Consider the following 16,969-nt stretch of genomic DNA (forward strand, 5'->3'; position numbering starts at 1 on the left):
GTCAGCCTCCGATGAACGCTTCGCGGAATGCGTCGATGGCGACGCGCAGCGAGAGTTGCGGTTGGTCGAGATAGCTGACGAGCTTGCTGATCTGGTGATCGTTTTGCGCATGGGCGTCGATCCACTCAGGATCGTCGATGTCGATGTTGTGGGCGGCGTAGGTCTGCGGGTCGACGACGCTCAGCAGCGTCTTCGAAGACGCGCCGTTGAAGCCGATGATCAACCGCTCGCGCTCGGCGATCGAGCCGATGAAGATCGCGAGCTCGAAGTCGGCCTGCGCGACGAACGGAGCGATCAGTTCGAGCCAGAACGCGGCGACGAGGCTGCGGTAGAACGGATCGACCGGCAGCGGCAGCGTGAGGCCGCGTTCGATGTGCGACGAACCGCTCTGCATCACGGGCCGCAACAGCGAGCCGAGCGCGAGCATCGCGCCGCGCAGCCGGACCGGATGGCCGCTTTCGAGCAGCATCTGCTGCAGGCCGTACAGCGACTGGTGTTCGATGAAGTCGTTGAAGGTGCCGTCATGCGACGTGCCGGGGCCGCCGACGTCGATCGGCACCTGCGTGTCGCCGAGCGCCTGCAGCGCGCCGGGCGGCTCCTCCTTGGCCAGCAGCGGCGGGATCTGCGCGGCGACGCGCGACCACAGCCGCGCGAACGCGAGCGGGCTGCGCGCGAGGAACGCGAGCGGCCGGTCGACTTCCAGCGCGGTCGCGCCGAGGAACGGGAAGCGGCGCATCGACACGTCGTGGCTCGCGACCATGTGGCCTGCGATCGCGAGCTTGCTGCGCGAGCCGAGGAACGCGAAATGCATCGGCTTCGCATCCTCGTAGACGATCTTCCAGCGCGGATCTTCCGCGAGCAGTTCGAGCGCCTGCGCGATCCAGCGATCGAGCGTCTGCAGCAACTGCGGATTGTGCGGGCTCTTCACGAAGTCGCCGCGCGACGGAATCTTGCCGAAGTAGGCGATCTGCGCCTGAACGGTTTGCGTCATTGCGCCCCCTGTGCATTCGTTGCGGTGGCGGCCGTGACGGCCGGTGCCGCGGCCGGCGCGCCGTTGCCGGCCTGCGTCGCGTTCTGTGCCGCGCCCGCGCTCGCGTCGGCGACCGACGACGGCAGCTGCAGGCCACGCAGGCTCTGCTGCTGCGGCTGGTCGCCGCCGCCGCCCGTCGGCTGCGACGTGCTGATGATACGCATCGTCACCGACACGTTCACGCTGCCCTGGACCCACGTGAGGTCGAAGGTGCCGTCCGGGCGGCGCTTGCGCTGCGCGGAGTTGATCAGCTTCTCGAGACCGTAGCGGCCCGGCTCGTTGACGAGCTGCACCGTGCGGCCGTCGAAGGTCGTCGCGGACAGCGTCGCGCCCGGCGAACCCTGCGGGTTCGGCCACACGAAATTGGTCCACTGCGGCGGCGTGTTGCGGTAGCGCAGTTGCTGGCCGTCGATCGCGATCGTGTATTCCGTCGTGCCCGTGCTCGGCTGCGGCAGGATCTGGAACACGGTCTGCGGTTCGGCCGCCGCGGCCGCGCCGCCTGCGGCGCCGCCGGCGAGCGGGGCGACCCAGCGCGCGAAGCCGTTCGTGAAGTCAGGCGTGAGGCCGATGCCCATGTCGCCCCACGTGCGGGCCGCGAGCGTGTCGCCGCGGCGCACCGCGAGCGGGCCCAGCGTCGTGCCGACGAACTTGGCGATCGCACCGTCCGGGCCGAACACCTGCGCGATTTCACCTGCGCCGGCCTCGACCTTCGCATTCGCGGCGAACGGGTACTTCGTCGCGAGCGAGCTCTGGAACGGCTGGTAGACCTGCGCGTTCCACACCTTGTTGACTTCGGCGCTGGCCGGCTGGATCACCACCGAGAACGCCTGCATCAGCGGGCGCACCAGCAGCGGACGCAGCGACTTGCGTTGCGAATCGGTGAGGCCGGTCAGCATCTGCTCGTCGACGAACTTCAGCGAATCGGCGAGTTCCGAGCCGTTGCCGTCGAGCGTCTGCTGCATCAGCTGGCGCGCGCCGGGGCCGGGGTCGCCCTGGTTCTTGATCACGTTGAAGCGCGTGCGCACCTTCGACAGCGAATCCATGTAGCCCTTGAGCATCGACGTGCCGTCGTGCGTCGCGACGATCCGCGCGAGCCCGATGAACTCCTGGCCGATCGGACCCATCGGCACCTCGGCCGGATTGCCGTTGATGTCGATGTTCGCGGCCGCCATCTGGCCGGCCTGCGAGCGCGTGAACAGTTGCTTGACCCAGTTCACGACACCCGTCTGCGCCTTCTTGATCGTCACGTTCGCGAGCGACGGGTTGTCCCACGACGTCTGGTCGTACGCGGTCTCGAGGATCTTGCGGATCGGCGAATCCTGCGGGTCGCCGAGGCGGTTCATCCCGTCGACGGCCTGGCCGAAGCTGCTGAAACCCTGCACCGCGATGCCCTGCATGAACTTCTGCCAGTGCTGCGCGTACTCGGTCTTGTACATCCCGACGAGCGTCTTCTGGATCTGCTCGGGGCTGCCTTCCAGCGTCAGGTCGTCCTGCGTCGACGTGTTCAGCACCCAGTCCTTCGCCTGCAACTCCTTGGTCGCCGCGTCGCGGATCGCCGGCTGCACGTAGTCGAACCAGGCTTCACGCGTGAACGTGCCCGGAATCGCGTAGCTGCCGGCGACCAGCCCCTGATTGCCGTCGCCGACGATGCGCGCGATGGTCATCGGCGCGAAACGGGTCGACGCGCGCGCCTTGATTTCCTCGTAGACGCGCTGGCGGGCCGGCATGCCGCGCACGACGCGGCGCAGGTTCTCGCGGGTCTGGTCGACGAGCGCGAGGTTCGCGTCGATCATCGGCCAGTCATCGTCGGTCACGCGCGACAGATAGAACGAGATCATGCGCTCGGCGCTCTTGATCATCTCGTCGCGCGGCATGTTGCCGCGATTCGTCTCGAGCCAGCCGCGCCAGAAGCGGGCGAGTTGGTCGGTCAGGTGCGCCTGTTCGACATGACGCTTGTCGGACAGCATCAGGTAGGTCTTCAGCGCGTTGTACGCGTCCTGCACGTTGGTCGGCGACGCGTCGCTGTACAGCCCGCCCTGCGGCGCAGCCGGCTGTTGCGGCGCGGCAGCCGTCGCGGCGGATGCGCCTTGCGCGGCGCCGGCCGGCGGTGCGGCGCCCGGCGGGTTCGTCGAGACCGGCAGCGCGCCGCCCTGCACGGCACCCGATTCGGGCGGGCGCGTCATCGGCACGAGCTGTTCGGGGTGCGCGTTCACGTCCTTCATGAACGACGCGAGGTTCTGCGAGACCGGCGCGAGCAGGATCTGGCGCACGCCGTTGTAGTACTCGGTCAGCAGATGCTGCTCGAGACGGTCGCCCTGGTACAGGCCGAGCGACACCGATACCGGCTTGTCGCGGCGGAACTGCTCGAGCTGTTCGATACGGTCTTCCAGGATGTCCATCGCCTGCAGGCGCGACTGCAGGTCGTTGCGGCCCTGCTGAAGGCGCGTGACGTTGTCGAGGTCGGCCTGCACGTTCGCGACGAGCTGCTGGTTGCCGATCGTCGACCAGGTCCAGCCGCCGAGGGCGAGCGCGAGGGCCGCGACGAAGCCGAAGAAGGTCGCGTAGCGCAACCGGGTCTTGGTCGGGCTCGCGAACTGGCGCACAGTCTGGCGATCCGCGAAGATCACCTTGGAGAACAGGTCGCGCAGGAAGAAGCCGTTCTTCGAGAACGCGCTGTGCGGCTTCGGCAGCGCGCTCGCGTCGAGGCCGAAGCGGTGCGCGATGCGCTGCGCGGCGGCGCTGTTGGTTTCGCCTTCCTGCAGCGCGCTGGTGAAGTAGAAGCCGCGGAAGATCGGCTTGTACTGGAACGGGTTGTTCTCGAACAGCGTCGCGAGGAACGCGCGCAGCGACGGCTTGATCGTCGAGAATTCGAGCGGGAAGCTCAACTGGCCGGGCGACAGCTGGTTGCCGCGCGACAGCGACAGCTGCGCGACGCTGATTTCCTTCAGCCCTTCGTACAGTTCCTCGAAGCGCTCGTCGAACAGCGCGACCACGTCACGCTTCTCGTCCGGCTCGTAGGGCAGGGTGGCGCCCCACACACGGTCGTACTCGTGCTTGTCGCTGCTGCTGAAGAATTCGGTGAAGCCGGTGATCAGGTCGGCCTTCGTGAACATCACGTAGACCGGCGCGAACACCTCGAGCTTTTCCGTGAGCTCCTGAACGCGCTGACGGAGGTTTTTCGCGAGGTTGATCGCAAATTCGGGGCGGTTGCCGGTGAGTTCGGCGATGCTCGCGGTGACGATGATGCCGTTGATCGGCGCCTTCGGACGGTAGCGCTTGAGCAGGCCGAGGAAGCCGAGCCATTCGCTGCGGTCTTCCTCGTGCACCGAGTAGCGGCCGGCCGTGTCGAGCAGGATCCCCTCGGTCGTGAAGAACCAGTCGCAGTTGCGCGTGCCGCCGATGCCGTGGATCACGGCGCTGTTCTTGTCCGCGAACGGAAACTGCAGGCCGGAGTTCAGCACGGCGCTGCTCTTGCCCGCGGCCGGGTTGCCGATCACGATGTACCACGGCAGTTCGTACAGCGCGGAGCCGCCCGACACCTGGCCGATCTTCGACGTCTTGATCGTCTTCACCGCGTCGGACAGGCGCGTGCGCAGCACGTCGAGGTCGGCGGTCTTCGAGTCGGGCGCGAGCGCGGCCGCGGCCGGCGCGGCGATCTTGCCGGTTTCCGCCTGCTCCTCCAGCACCTGGCCGAGTTGCTGGTTCGCGCGCTTCACGCGCCAGCGGCGCCACAACGCGACGCCGAGCCACAGCACGAGGATCGCCGCGAAGGCGAGCGCCGCCCACAGGAGCGGCAGCTGCAGCATGTCGGCGACGATGAAGAGAATCGCCGCTAGCGCGACGATCCCGACAATCGAGAGCGTACGCGGATGAGTCAGCACGTTGAGGATGCGTTGCATAGGACGTTCAGGTTCCGGTGCGATTCAGTGAGGCGACGCAGGCGCGCCGAGCGGCAAGGGTGGCGCTGCGATGTGTCGCCATGCTGTCAAACGGGATGAAGGAGGCTGGCATCAATGCGCCCGCGGCATCGGAGAAGGCGCGCGCAATAACGAAAGGACGCTGTGAGAATTAAAACGGATGCGGCGGCCTGAAAAAATCGCGCACCGGAATGCCCGATCGATTGCGCCGCCCAAATCGTTTCCTGCCGGGTGATTAAAAAGCCCCATGCCGCCCTCATTATTTGTTGTCCGGCAGCCGTGACTAGCTGCCGCGTCCCAGTTTAAAACCGGGTTTATGGTATTCCACGTGCCCGAGATCCATCATCTTCCATCGGCCTCCCCAGGTCAGTCCGACCTGCTCGGCAACCTGACCGTACAACTGGTAGCCGCGCATCGCCCAGGGATCTTTCTCGGAAATGACCAGCTTGCCGTCGCGCAGGAACGCGTTGTCCGCTGCGAGCCCGAACTGGTGATAACTCTGGAAGGCCGCCGCATTGGTCACGTTGGTGCCCATCTGCGCGAGCCGGTTCTGCCGTTCCGGACTCCGATAACCTTCCAGCAGCGCCATCTCGTAACCATATTGTTCGTGCATGATCTTGTAGACCAGCAGCAAACGCGTACGGAAATCGGGATCCAGCAGGTTCCAGTCGCGGCTCGCATCCTTCAGCGCCGGCCGCACCTGTTCGACTTCCTTCGTGGCAAAGACTTCCGGCGGCAACGGCGGCGGCGGCACGAGTTGTTCGCCCTGCAGCAGCGCGGCGATCTTCTCGTCTGGCACGCGCGCCGTGTCGTCGTACTGAAATAATTGCCGACCGCGTAACGCAATGGCCACCAATGGCGGCGTCGCAAGAATACCTGCCGACACCATAATCATCAAGCGCCGCCGAACCAGTAAATTTTGCACGCCACTTAATGCGCCGCGCGTCGCGGTTGCCGATTTAACAATTTGACTGCGCGTGCGTGCGGCGCGATCGTTCGCGCGGCGCGTCATGCGGCCGTGAAACTGGGCCACGGATTCGAAAACGGTCGCCCGGATACCCGGTAAAAGCAACAGGGCCGCGACCGCGACGGCAAGGGCGAAATAGGCGACGAGTGCGACGGCAATCAAGGAAATCCCCGGAAATTGGAATTGATTGTGTTTTGCAATGCTTGCTCTTAGAATCAGGCTGCCTTGAGAGGCCGGGCTATATTATCGCGGTGAATTAAACCAGGATTCAATGAGACGCTGAATGAGTGCGCCGGAAAATTCAAATTCGAAAACCCCGCCCAGCCTGCTGTCCGATACCAAACCGGCAGGCGGGGGCGGGCCGCAGCAATCGCGCATTCTCGCGAATCTGGAAGGACGTGTCACGCCGCCAGCCGAGGCCCCGCGCCGTTCGCTGAAGGGGCCGATCGCAGCCGTCGTCGCGCTCGTGGTCGCCGTCGGCGGCTGGGGCGCGTGGCGCTGGCAGCAGCAATCGGGCGAGCAGGCCGTCGTGACCGCGGCATCCGTGCCGGCACCGGTGAAGGCCGAGACGGCCAGCGGTGCCGCCGCGCAGGTCGCGCAGAATGCAGCGTCGGCCGCGCCCGCCGCGCAACCCGCGACGATCGTCAATGACGATGCCGCGTCCCAGACCGTTGCGTCCGCATCCTCTGCGTCAGGCGCGGACAGCAGCCGCTTGTCGCGCGCGCTCGCGAGCGGTGCGGACGATGCGTCGGGCGCAGCCACGGCAGGCGCCGCCGCCACGACGGCCGCCGCAGCAGCAGCGGCGACGAAAACGGCGAAGGCCGACACCGCGAAGAGCGACAAGGTCGCCGCACGCGGCAAGGCCGATGCGAAGGCCGAAACGAAGGAGGCCCGCAAGCACCACAAGGAACAGCAGGCGGAGCTCGCGCAGGCGAAGAAGCGTCGCGAAGCGACGACCCGTACCGCGAGCGCGAAGGCGGCCGGCAAGGACGATCCGGATGCGGATCTGCTCGCCGCGCTCGTCGCACGCACGAAGCCGGCTGACAAGAAGGCCGCCGCACAGAAGGGGCAGGCCGTGCCGACCAAGACGGCCGCCACGACGGGCGGTTCGCTCGCATCGCGCGTGAAGGATTGCTCGGAGCGCGGTTTCTTCGAGGATCAGCTGTGCCGCTGGCGCGTCTGCGACGGCCACTGGGGCAAGGATCCGGCCTGCCCGACCGCCGCGCAGTCGGAGCCGCGGCAGTAATCCACGGCTTCGCGCCGGCCCGCCCATCGCACATGCGCCGCCCAATGGGCGGCGCGTTGCTTTTTGGGATCAGCTGGCGAGGCCGGGACGGGCATATGTGACAGTGTCACGAGAACGTCACATACGTCGGGCATACGTTTCGTTTCATTTCCCGGCGTGGCGCCGCGATGCGCGATGCGCGGCGCGGCGCGCGCCGCACGACCTTCGACACGATGGACCTGATCGTACAGACTTACGGTGCCGATACGTCCGGCATGGTGTGCGGATTCCGCTTCGTCCCGGGCGGAGCGGGCGTGATGCTCGACGCCGAAGCGGCCGCGGCATGGCTGCGCACGTGCCGCGAGCGCGATGCGAGCGCATCGGACGATTTCGTCTGGCTGCATTTCAATCTCGCGCACGGCGCGAGCGAGCGCTGGATGCGCACCCACCTCGGATTGCCCGACAGCTTCTTCGAATTCCTGCACGAAGGGTCGCGCTCGACGCGCATCGAGCAGGAGGACGGCGCCTTGCGTGCGATCGTCAACGACGTGATGTTCAACCTCGAGCTGACGCCGTCGGAAATCGCGACGCTGTTCGTCCACGTCGAACGGCGCATCATGGTCACCGCGCGGCTCAAGCCGCTGCGCTCGGTCGACACGCTGCGCGCAGGCGTGCGCGACGGCGAGCGGTTCCGGTCGCCGGTCGAACTGCTCGTGCACCTGCTGCACGACCAGGCCGACCTGCTGATCCAGATCATGCGGCGCACGAGCGTCGATGTCGATCGCATCGAGGATCGCTTCCTGTCGCAACGGCTCACGTCGAATCGCGTCGAACTCGGCGCGATGCGCCGCACGTTGACGCGCCTGCAGCGCATGCTGGCGCCCGAGCCCGGCTCGATCTTCCGGCTGCTCGCGAAACCGCCCGCGTGGTTGCATCCCGAAGACGTGCAGGAGCTGCGCGAGTCGACCGAGGAGTTCTCGCTCGTGCTCGCCGATCTGTCGGGGCTCAACGAGCGGATCAAGCTGCTGCAGGAAGAGATCGGCTCGCGGCTCGACGAGCAGAACAACCGGACGCTGTTCACGCTGACGCTCGTCACCGTGATCGCGCTGCCGATCAACATCGTCGCGGGCTTCTTCGGGATGAACGTCGGCGGCGTGCCGTTCTCCGAGAACAAGCACGGCTTCTGGCTGATGGTGCTGCTCGTCGCGGGCTTTACCGCGCTCGCCGCATGGTGGGCGTTTCGTCGGCGCGACGATCGCTAGCCCTTGCCGGTGCGGCGCGAGCGGACCCGACAAAAAAACAGGCCCCGCATGCGGGGCCTGCCGAAGGACGTGAGCATTTGAACGCCGGCCGGCACCGCGAACCGCGCGGCACCGGCCGACCGGACAACGTTACTGAACCAGCGTCTTGCGCGGCTTGAACATGCCCTGATAGCGCAGCGACGGACGTTCCTTCGCCGTCGGCGCGATGCCGCCGAAGCTCGGCGTCTGGCGCAGCTTCATCGCGGCCGGCGAAGCGACCGAGCCGATCGACGTCGAACGCGAAGCCGGCGCGAGGTTGTTCGCGACGAGCAGCGCGGCCTCGCTCTTCAGGTTCGCGAGCAGCACCGGATCGGTCGAGCCGTTGACCTGCGTGAGCAGGCCGCTCCACGCGGCGTCGCTGTAGTTCACGACGTAGTAGTCGAGACCGCTCGGATCGGCGACCACGCCCGTGCAGCCGTCGATTCGCGTCTGCGCCTGCGTATCCTTCAGCGCGAGCGTCGTGTGTTTCGCGAGACCCTGGCCGTACGCGAGCGTGATCGGCACCGTCCATTGCAGGCCCGGATACGCGTTCTTGTTCGGGAACGGCTGCTGTTTGAGCGTGACGATCGTCTGGTTCTTCGTCATGTCGCACTGCGTGTCGAGCGAGATCAGCGGCACGCCCGTCTGGCGCACGTAGCTGTCGCCGATCGGGCCGACCGACTGGCCGCTCGCCTTCGACAGCGCATCCCACAGGCGCTTCGGCGTGCCGTTGCCGAACGAGTAGTCGACCAGATACTGCTGCAGGCCCTGGCGCAACGTCTGCTCGCCGAGATAGTTCTCGAGCGTCTTCAGCACGTGGCCGCCCTTGTCGTACGTGAACGCGCTCGCGCTCAGCACGAAGTCGTTCGACGCCCAGTCGTTGAAGTTCGGCGCGACCGGGAACGCGTTCGGGCCGATGTCGCGATTGATCACGCGGTACTTGTTCTTCACCTGGTCGAGCCAGCTGAACTCGTCGGGGAAGAACTGGATCGTCGTCTTCGTCTCGAAGAACGTCGCGAACGACTCGTTGAGCCAGACGTTGTCCCACCAGTCGGTCGTGACGAGGTCGCCGAACCACTGGTGCGCGACTTCGTGCGTGAGCACCTCGTTACCGTAACGCGACATCGGCTGGCCCGGCTGCGGCAGGATGTCGTCGGCGAACTCGAGGATCGACCCCCAGTTCTCCATCCCGCCGAAGTTCAGGTCCTTCTGCTCCTTGAACGCGTCGTTCGCGGCGACCGTGTCGAACTTCGTCAGCGGCAGCGGGATGCCCGTGTAGCGGTAGTAGTAGTCGAGCGCCTGCTTGGTGCGGTCCATCGCGGGCTTCGCCCAGTCGCTCATGCCCGGCGGCGTGAACACGCGCAGGTGCAGGCCGCCCTTGCCGCCCGGCAGCGGGCTCGAGAAATCGTCCTCGTAGGTGTCGAACATGCCGCCGCCGAAGAACAGCAGGTACGACGGCATCGGCGGGGTCTTCTCGAACTGCACGAGCTTGTAGCCGCCGCCGACGTTGGTCGACGGCTTCTCGGCCGCGTTCGACACGACGCGCCAGCTTTGCGGCACTTCGGCCGTCACTTCATAGGTCGGTCGGAACGCCGGCTCGTCCCAGCCCGGGAACCACTGGCGCGACAGGTTGGTTTCGCCCTGCGTGAGGATCGCGCCGCTCGTCTTGCCGTCGGTACCCTTCAGGTCGACGCGGAACACGCCTTCCGCGGCCGAGCAGCCCGGATACGGATCGTCGCCGCAACTGCCGCCCGTCTGCGTGGCCGGATCGTCGTACGACTTGAAGTTGATGATGCCCGACCACTCCATGTGCAGCGAATAGTTGCCCGGCGCGATCGTGCCGGCGACGGGGCGCAGCTGGTAGAAGTCGCCCTTGTCCTGCGGCGTCGCGATCAGCTGGATGTTGCCCGGCTGCAGCGTGATGCGGCCGTTCGTAAACTTGATCCGGTGGCCGGCGATCACGATGTTGTTGACCGGCTTCAGCACCTTGATTTCGACGTCGGCGCGCCCGTCGAACGCGTCCAGCGCGTCGTTGGGGCGGAACCACAGCCGGTAGTTGACCGGCACCACGGTGTCCGGCAGCTCGACGGGCGACACGCTCTTGTCGACGTTGGAGGCACTCGGCGGCGTGTTGGCGGCGGGCGCCGAGCCCGAGTGCGGCGCGCCGGCCGAGCTGAGTGCGGAAGCCGAGCCCACGCCGCCGTCGTCGCCGCCGCAACCGGCGAGTGCGAGTGCGGCGACCAGCGGTAGATAACGCATCTTGTGAATGTTGATCGACATGACTGAAACCTCGATTGTTGAAAGAATCGTTCAGTGCTGCGAAAACGCCGGCAAAGACAATCCCTCGCCGTTAATCAGCGGCGATGAGAAATGCCAATGGCGGATTATTCGAAAAGACGGTCGGCCGACTACGTGAAGGTAATCATCGTTTACTGCCCCCTCTGTGTTTCCGGATGTCGGTTAACTTGCCGGTTCAAAATGGCCGTGCGCGTGTTGTACTGAATTGATTTCGCGCGCACGACACGCGGCCGCCCGCCCTGCACGGGCGTGCATTCCCTTTGAACCGACGACCCACGGGGCTGGCCGTACCAGGCCGCCGGACGGAAGGACGGCGTGTCGCCGTTCCGTAAAATCGCCGTCATGCGGCATCAAGGTTTGTCGGCCTGCTCGAAGGATGCGTAAATATACTTGATGGTTTTGGGTTAAGGAAACGAAAAAATTAGAAAGTGGCTCGATTGAGTTTTTTGTGTGCCATTGAATGCCGGCAGGCATTAATTCACTTTCCGTTTAGCTGCCGCTTTCCGTAGTTTTAATCTATTAACGATCTCGGCGCTGCGCGAAAACTACGAACTCCGGGGTGGCGGGGGCGCGCTCGGTACAATGCATCGACGACCTGTCGATCGATTGCCGCAAGGAGGCCAGCCGATGCCACGAGCCCTGTTCCTAATCGCGCCGCTGCGCGCCGTGTTGCTGCTGTTCGCCGCCGCCTTCGCGCTCGGCGGTTGCGCGGGCTTCACGCGCGAGCCCGTGAGCGTGTCCGTCGCCGGGCTCGACCCGCTGGTCGGGCAGGGCCTCGAGATGCGCTTCAGCCTGAAGCTGCGCGTGCAGAACCCGAACGACGCGCCGATCGAATACAACGGCATTTCGGTCGCGCTCGACCTGAACGGCACGCCGTTCGCGAGCGGCGTCAGCGATCGCTCAGGCGTCGTGCCGCGTTTCGGCGAGGCGGTGATCGACGTGCCGGTTTCGGTGTCGGCGTTCGCCGCCGCGCGGCAGGCGTGGAACCTGCCCGGCGCGGCGGCCAGCGGCGAGCTGCCCTACGCGCTGCGCGGGCGGCTCGCGGGCGGTGCGCTGGGCACCGTGCATTTCCGCGACGCGGGCACGTTGCGCATGCCGGCGACGCCGGGATGGGGCGGGTAAGCGATGTGCCGGCGGGGCGGCCGAACGGTACCGGAGCCCGCGCTTTGCCGCGCGGGCAAAGCGCGGTATGGTGTGGTCCGCGCGGCCCACACCTGTAGCGCCGCCTGTCTGAAGCCAACCGTAGCCGAGCCCGCGTGACCGATTTCCCCGTTTTCCACTGGACCGACGCCGACGGCGCCGAACATGCCGTGCGCTGGCGCTCCGAAGCCGGCGTGCAGCCGCCGAAGCGCGCCGTGCCCGCTGACGACCGCCTCACCGCCGATGCCGCGTACCGCCTCGCGTGCGAGGGCACCGCGCTCGTCTGGCAGGGCGACTTCCAGAATGCGCGCCAGCTCGTGCAGGCGATGGCCCGCCGCGTCGAACGCAAGCCGAAGAAGGCGAAGGCCGCGGCCGGCGCCGACGCATTCAACCTGCACCGGCTCGCGCAATCGCAGCGCGCCCGCACGCTCGGGATGCTGCTGATCCCGCTCGATGCCGACTACGCGATCCCGCTGCGCCGAGCGCCCGACGTGCGCGCCGCATGCGAGGAAGCGTACGGGCCGGGCGGCGCGCCGTCGGTCGTGTCGCTGCGCGAACTGCTCGGTCTCGTCGGCGCGCACGAATGGCGCAAGAAGGGCGTGCCGATTCCGGCGCTCGGCGGTGCGCCGATCCATCCGCATTACGGCGTGTTTTCGCCGGTGCGCGGCGAATACGTCGAGCTCGTCGCGCGTGCGCCGCTGCCGGCGACGTCGCTCGCGTTCGACATCGGCACCGGCACCGGCGTGCTCGCGGCCGTGCTCGCGTCGCGCGGCGTCGAGCGCATCGTCGCGACCGACCAGGATCCGCGCGCGCTCGCATGCGCCCGCGAGAACATCGCGCGGCTCGGCCATGCCGATCGCGTCGACGTCGTCGAAGCCGACCTGTTTCCGGCCGGCCGCGCGCCGCTCGTCGTGTGCAACCCGCCGTGGGTGCCGGCCCGCCCGAGCGCGCCGATCGAATACGCGGTCTACGATCCCGACAGCCGCATGCTGCGCGGTTTCCTCGTCGGGCTCGCCGACCATCTCGAACCGGGCGGCGAAGGCTGGCTGATCCTGTCCGATTTCGCCGAGCATCTCGGCCTGCGGCCGCGCGACACGCTGCTGCAGTGGATCGATGAAGCCGGTCTCGTCGTGCTCGGCCGCGAAGACATCCGCCCCGCGCATCCGAAGTCGACCGACGCGGACGATCCGCTGCACGCGGCACGCCGCGCCGAGGTCACGTCGCTCTGGCGGCTCGGCGCGCGGGCCTGATCGCGCATTTTCGGTAAACTGTCACCATTCCTCACGAATTCACGCCGCCGGGCCGTGGTCACCCGACCATGGCCCGGCGCCGCTTCACGATGTCGAACAAGACCTACGAAATCCGTCCGGAGCAGTCCGTCGAGCTGTTGAAGGAACTGCACATCCTGACCCGCGACGGCAAGCTGAATCAGGACAGCCGCCGCAAGCTGAAGCAGGTCTATCACCTGTTCCAGTTCATCGAGCCGCTGCTCGCGAGCGTGCAGGCCGACAAGGGCGCCGTCACGCTCGTCGATCACGGCGCCGGCAAGTCGTATCTCGGCTTCATCCTGTACGACCTGTTCTTCAAGCAGCAGCCGGGGCACGGCACGCCGGCGTTCGCGTCGCACGTGTACGGCATCGAGACGCGCGAGGAGCTCGTCACGCGTTCCGCCGAACTCGCCGCCCGACTCGGGTTCGGCGGGATGTCGTTCCTGAACCTGTCGGTCGCCGACTCGATCACGTCGCCGCAGCTGCCCGAAACGGTCGATGTCGTGACTGCGCTGCATGCGTGCGACACGGCGACCGACGATGCGATCCGGTTCGCGCTCGCGAAGCGCGCGCAGCACATCGTGCTGGTGCCGTGCTGCCAGGCGGAGGTCGCGGGCGTGCTGCGCAGGAACAAGGGCAAGTCGCTCGCGAATGCGCTGACGGAAGTGTGGCGGCATCCGCTGCATACGCGCGAATTCGGCAGCCAGATCACCAACGTGCTGCGCTGTCTGCAGCTCGAGGCGCACGGCTACCAGGTCAGCGTGACCGAGCTGGTCGGCTGGGAGCACTCGATGAAGAACGAGTTGATCATCGCGCAGTACAAGAACCTGCCGCGCCGCAAGCCCGGCGAGCGGCTGAACGAGATCCTCGGCATGTTCGGACTCGCCGAACTGAACGAGCGCTTCTTCGTGCCGGCGCCCGCGGCGGCGGACGACGAGGCCGTCGAGCCGGCCGCGGACTGAGGCCGACTGCGGTCGACTGACGCGCGCGGCCCGTCGGCCGCGCGGTAGCCGGCCCTTCCCGCGACGCGTCAGACGTCGTCGCCCGGCCGGCGCATCCATTCACGCCAGCCGTCGTGGCCGAGGCGGCGCAGCGTTTCCTGGTTTTTCTCGTAGATCGAGGACGCGTCCGGAAACGCGTCGACCGCGCGCGCGATGCTGTCCTCGCGCAGCAGGTGCAGGATCGGATACGGCGCGCGGTTCGTGTAGTTCTCGATGTCGTCGGCTTCGCTGCCTTCGAACCGGTATTCGGGGTGGAAGCTCGCGATCTGCAGCACGCCGTCGAGCCGCAACTGCTGCACGAGCCGCTCGGCGAAGAGCAGCGCGTCGTTGTAGTCGACGAAATCCGCGAACGCGCGCGGATAGATCACGAGCGTCGTGTCGACCTGCTGCGGATCCGCCGCCTCGAGCGCGCGCAGCTCGGTTTCGAGGTCGGCGAGTGCGTCCTCGAGCGTCGTCGCTTCGCTGATCGCATAGCGCACCTGTTCCTTCACATAGACGCTCTTCGCGAACGGGCACAGATTGAGCCCGATCACCGCGCGCGCGAGCCAGTGCCGCGTGGCGGCGAGGATGTCGTCGTGCGAGTCGGGGCGGGTGTCTGTCATGGCGAAGGCAATCGGGCGAAGCGGCAGCGAGGGCCGCATTGTAGCTGGAGCGGACCGGCGGGGTTCGGGCATGCGGCGCCCGTCACGCGCAGCTGGCTTCGATCAGCTGCGTGACCAGCGCGGGCGCGGTGCCGATCGGCGTTTCGCCGTGCCGGTAGGTCTGGCTGGCCGCGTAGATGCCTTCGACCACCAGCGCGAGCGCATCGGCGAGCGCTTGCGGCTGCCGTGCGCCGGCGCTTTCGCACAACGCGACGAGCCGCTTCATCAACTGTTCCTTGTTCTGCGCGACGCGCTCGCGCGCCGGGTGCGACGCATCGGGGAATTCGGCCGCGACGTTGACGAACGGGCAGCCTCGATAGTCCTTCTGCGTCGCGCGCTCCGCGAGATCGACGAAATACTGGATCAACTGCGCCTTCGGCTGGCCCGGATGCTTCGCGATGCTCGAATCGAAGCGCTCGAAGAAGCACGCATCCATCCGTTCCAGATACGCGAGGATCAGCTCGTCCTTCGACGAGAACTGGCGGTACAGGCTCATCTTGTTGACGCCCGCGAGTTCCACGACCGCCTCGACACCGACCGCGCGCACCCCTTCCTTGTAAAACAGCTCCTCGGCGGCGCGCAGCAGGTGTTCGTGCGCCGCGGCCGCGGCGATCGGCCGGCGCGTGCGGCGTGCCGGCGGCTTGTTGACGGCCTCGATGCCCGACATGATGACCCTCGACTGCGTGATGGAATTGCTTGACATGTTACCGACTGGTAACTACGATCGCAACAAACTTGTGACCGAGCGGTAACAATGCCGGGCGGATCCACGGACAAATGCCAGGTGTCGGCCCGGGTCAGCCGATACAGCGTGCGGCGGAGGTGGCCTGGTGGTGAGGCGGGGCGGGCGCGCGGGCGCCGGGCCGCCAACTGGAGAGCGACAACATGAACTGGGCGGTGACACGAATCGGCGGGCGCTTCCACTACGGATGGCTCGCGGCGGCGGTGGTTTTCCTGATCCTGCTGGCGGCGGCCGGCACGCGCGCGACACCGAGCGTGCTGATGGTGCCGCTCGAGCGCGAACTCGGCTGGAGCCGCGCGGCGATTTCGCTGGCGATTTCGGTGAACATCGCGCTGTACGGCCTGACGGGCCCGTTCGCCGCCGCGGCGATGCAGCGTTTCGGACTGCGGCCGACGATCCTGACCGCGCTGGTGACAATGAGCGCGGGCGTCGCGCTGTCGTCGATGATGACGCAGAGCTGGCAGATGGTCGTGATCTGGGGGCTGATGGTCGGCTGCTCGACCGGCGTCGTCGCGTTGACGCTGTCCGCGACCTTCGTCACGCGCTGGTTCCATGCGCGGCGCGGCCTCGTGATGGGCATCCTGACCGCGAGCACGGCCACCGGCCAGCTCGTGTTCCTGCCGATGCTCGCGGCGATCGCGCAGCGCCACGGCTGGCGGCCGGTCGTGCTCGTCGTCGCGGTGGCGGCCGCGATCGTGATTCCGCTGGTTGCATTCCTGCTGCCCGAGCGGCCGGCCGACGTGCAGCTGCGCCCGTACGGCGAGCCGGCCGATGCGCCGGCCGCGCCCGACGCGACGAAGGAGAACCCGCTCGCGGTCGCGTTCCGCACGCTGCTGATGGCGAGCCGCTCGCGCGACTTCTGGCTGCTGTTCTTCAGCTTCTTCATCTGCGGCGCGAGCACCAACGGCTATGTCGGCACGCACCTGATCGCGATGTGCAGCGACTACGGGATGACCGAAGTGCAGGGCGCGTCGCTGCTCGCCGCGATGGGCGTGTTCGACCTGTTCGGCACGACGCTGTCGGGCTGGCTGTCCGACCGCTACGACAACCGCGTGCTGCTGTTCTGGTACTACGGGCTGCGCGGGCTGTCGCTGATCTACCTGCCGCATGCGTTCGGCATCGATTTCTTCGGGCTGCCGCTGTTCGCGATGTTCTACGGGCTCGACTGGATCGCGACCGTGCCGCCGACCGTGCGGCTCGCCACCGATGTGTTCGGCAAGGCCGCAGCGCCGGTCGTGTTCGGCTGGATCGTCGCCGGGCACCAGCTCGGCGCGGCATTCGCGGCGCTCGGCGCGGGCTTGCTGCGGGCGAGCCTCGGCACCTATACGATCGCGTCGATGATCTCGGGCGGGCTCTGCATCGTCGGCGCGCTGATCGTGCTGCGGATCAACCGCGGCCCGTCCCGCGCCGCCGCGCAGGCCGCCTGAGCGCGGCGCTCCGGCCGGCCCATGCGCGACTGC

General features: G+C 67.1%; 12 protein-coding genes. 6 read left to right on the plus strand and 6 right to left on the minus strand.

The features are described 5' to 3' along the window. Position 1: 1 nt before the first annotated feature. From tagF to FFI87_RS02280, 3 genes are all read right to left on the minus strand, one after another. A complete protein-coding gene (gene tagF / locus FFI87_RS02270; protein ID WP_006755789.1) occupies positions 2 to 991 on the minus strand; it encodes a type VI secretion system-associated protein TagF in 990 nt (329 codons plus the stop codon). Then, positions 988 to 4,929 carry a type VI secretion system membrane subunit TssM gene (gene tssM, locus FFI87_RS02275; protein ID WP_138848314.1) on the minus strand — a complete coding sequence of 1,314 codons (3,942 nt, stop codon included), beginning with the start codon at positions 4,927 to 4,929 and terminating at the stop codon, positions 988 to 990. Before tssM ends, tagF begins: the two co-directional genes overlap by 4 nt. 301 nt (positions 4,930 to 5,230) lie before the next feature. Continuing rightward, positions 5,231 to 6,076, minus strand: coding sequence for a M15 family metallopeptidase (locus FFI87_RS02280; protein WP_012362977.1), 846 nt, complete (start codon positions 6,074 to 6,076; stop codon positions 5,231 to 5,233). A 121-nt stretch (positions 6,077 to 6,197) separates the two neighbouring features. Here FFI87_RS02280 and FFI87_RS02285 point away from each other — a divergent pair, with 121 nt between their 5' ends. Together FFI87_RS02285 and FFI87_RS02290 are read left to right on the plus strand one after the other, a co-directional pair. Further along, complete coding sequence (locus FFI87_RS02285) at positions 6,198 to 7,160, plus strand: phage tail protein (protein WP_138848313.1); 963 nt, start codon at positions 6,198 to 6,200, stop codon at positions 7,158 to 7,160. Between the two features lie 212 nt (positions 7,161 to 7,372). Beyond that, the gene (locus tag FFI87_RS02290; RefSeq protein WP_041489895.1) at positions 7,373 to 8,401 is read left to right on the plus strand and encodes a transporter; all 1,029 of its coding nucleotides are present in this window, start codon (positions 7,373 to 7,375) and stop codon (positions 8,399 to 8,401) included. A gap of 129 nt (positions 8,402 to 8,530) precedes the next feature. Here the strand turns inward: FFI87_RS02290 and FFI87_RS02295 are convergent, their stop codons facing one another. Next, the gene (locus FFI87_RS02295) at positions 8,531 to 10,699 is read right to left on the minus strand and encodes a M1 family metallopeptidase (protein ID WP_138848312.1); all 2,169 of its coding nucleotides are present in this window, start codon (positions 10,697 to 10,699) and stop codon (positions 8,531 to 8,533) included. A 645-nt stretch (positions 10,700 to 11,344) separates the two neighbouring features. Here FFI87_RS02295 and FFI87_RS02305 point away from each other — a divergent pair. From FFI87_RS02305 to FFI87_RS02315, 3 genes are all read left to right on the plus strand, one after another. Continuing rightward, complete coding sequence (locus FFI87_RS02305; RefSeq protein ID WP_012362981.1) at positions 11,345 to 11,839, plus strand: LEA type 2 family protein; 495 nt, start codon at positions 11,345 to 11,347, stop codon at positions 11,837 to 11,839. 134 nt (positions 11,840 to 11,973) lie between these two features. Further along, positions 11,974 to 13,107 carry a methyltransferase gene (locus tag FFI87_RS02310; protein ID WP_138848311.1) on the plus strand — a complete coding sequence of 378 codons (1,134 nt, stop codon included), beginning with the start codon at positions 11,974 to 11,976 and terminating at the stop codon, positions 13,105 to 13,107. A gap of 89 nt (positions 13,108 to 13,196) precedes the next feature. Next, complete coding sequence (locus FFI87_RS02315) at positions 13,197 to 14,087, plus strand: class I SAM-dependent methyltransferase (protein WP_138848310.1); 891 nt, start codon at positions 13,197 to 13,199, stop codon at positions 14,085 to 14,087. 68 nt (positions 14,088 to 14,155) lie between these two features. Here the strand turns inward: FFI87_RS02315 and FFI87_RS02320 are convergent, their stop codons facing one another. Together FFI87_RS02320 and FFI87_RS02325 are read right to left on the minus strand one after the other, a co-directional pair. Beyond that, entirely contained in the window at positions 14,156 to 14,728 is a 573-nt protein-coding gene (locus tag FFI87_RS02320; RefSeq protein ID WP_138848309.1) for a DUF1415 domain-containing protein, read from the minus strand. Positions 14,729 to 14,810: 82 nt separating this feature from the next. Continuing rightward, positions 14,811 to 15,434, minus strand: coding sequence for a TetR/AcrR family transcriptional regulator (locus FFI87_RS02325; protein ID WP_138848511.1), 624 nt, complete (start codon positions 15,432 to 15,434; stop codon positions 14,811 to 14,813). Positions 15,435 to 15,652: 218 nt separating this feature from the next. Here FFI87_RS02325 and FFI87_RS02330 point away from each other — a divergent pair, with 218 nt between their 5' ends. After that, complete coding sequence (locus tag FFI87_RS02330; protein ID WP_138848308.1) at positions 15,653 to 16,936, plus strand: MFS transporter; 1,284 nt, start codon at positions 15,653 to 15,655, stop codon at positions 16,934 to 16,936. Positions 16,937 to 16,969 lie beyond the last annotated feature (33 nt).

It is taken from the genome of Burkholderia sp. KBS0801 (assembly GCF_005937855.2).
GTDB classification, from domain to species: domain Bacteria; phylum Pseudomonadota; class Gammaproteobacteria; order Burkholderiales; family Burkholderiaceae; genus Burkholderia; species Burkholderia ambifaria.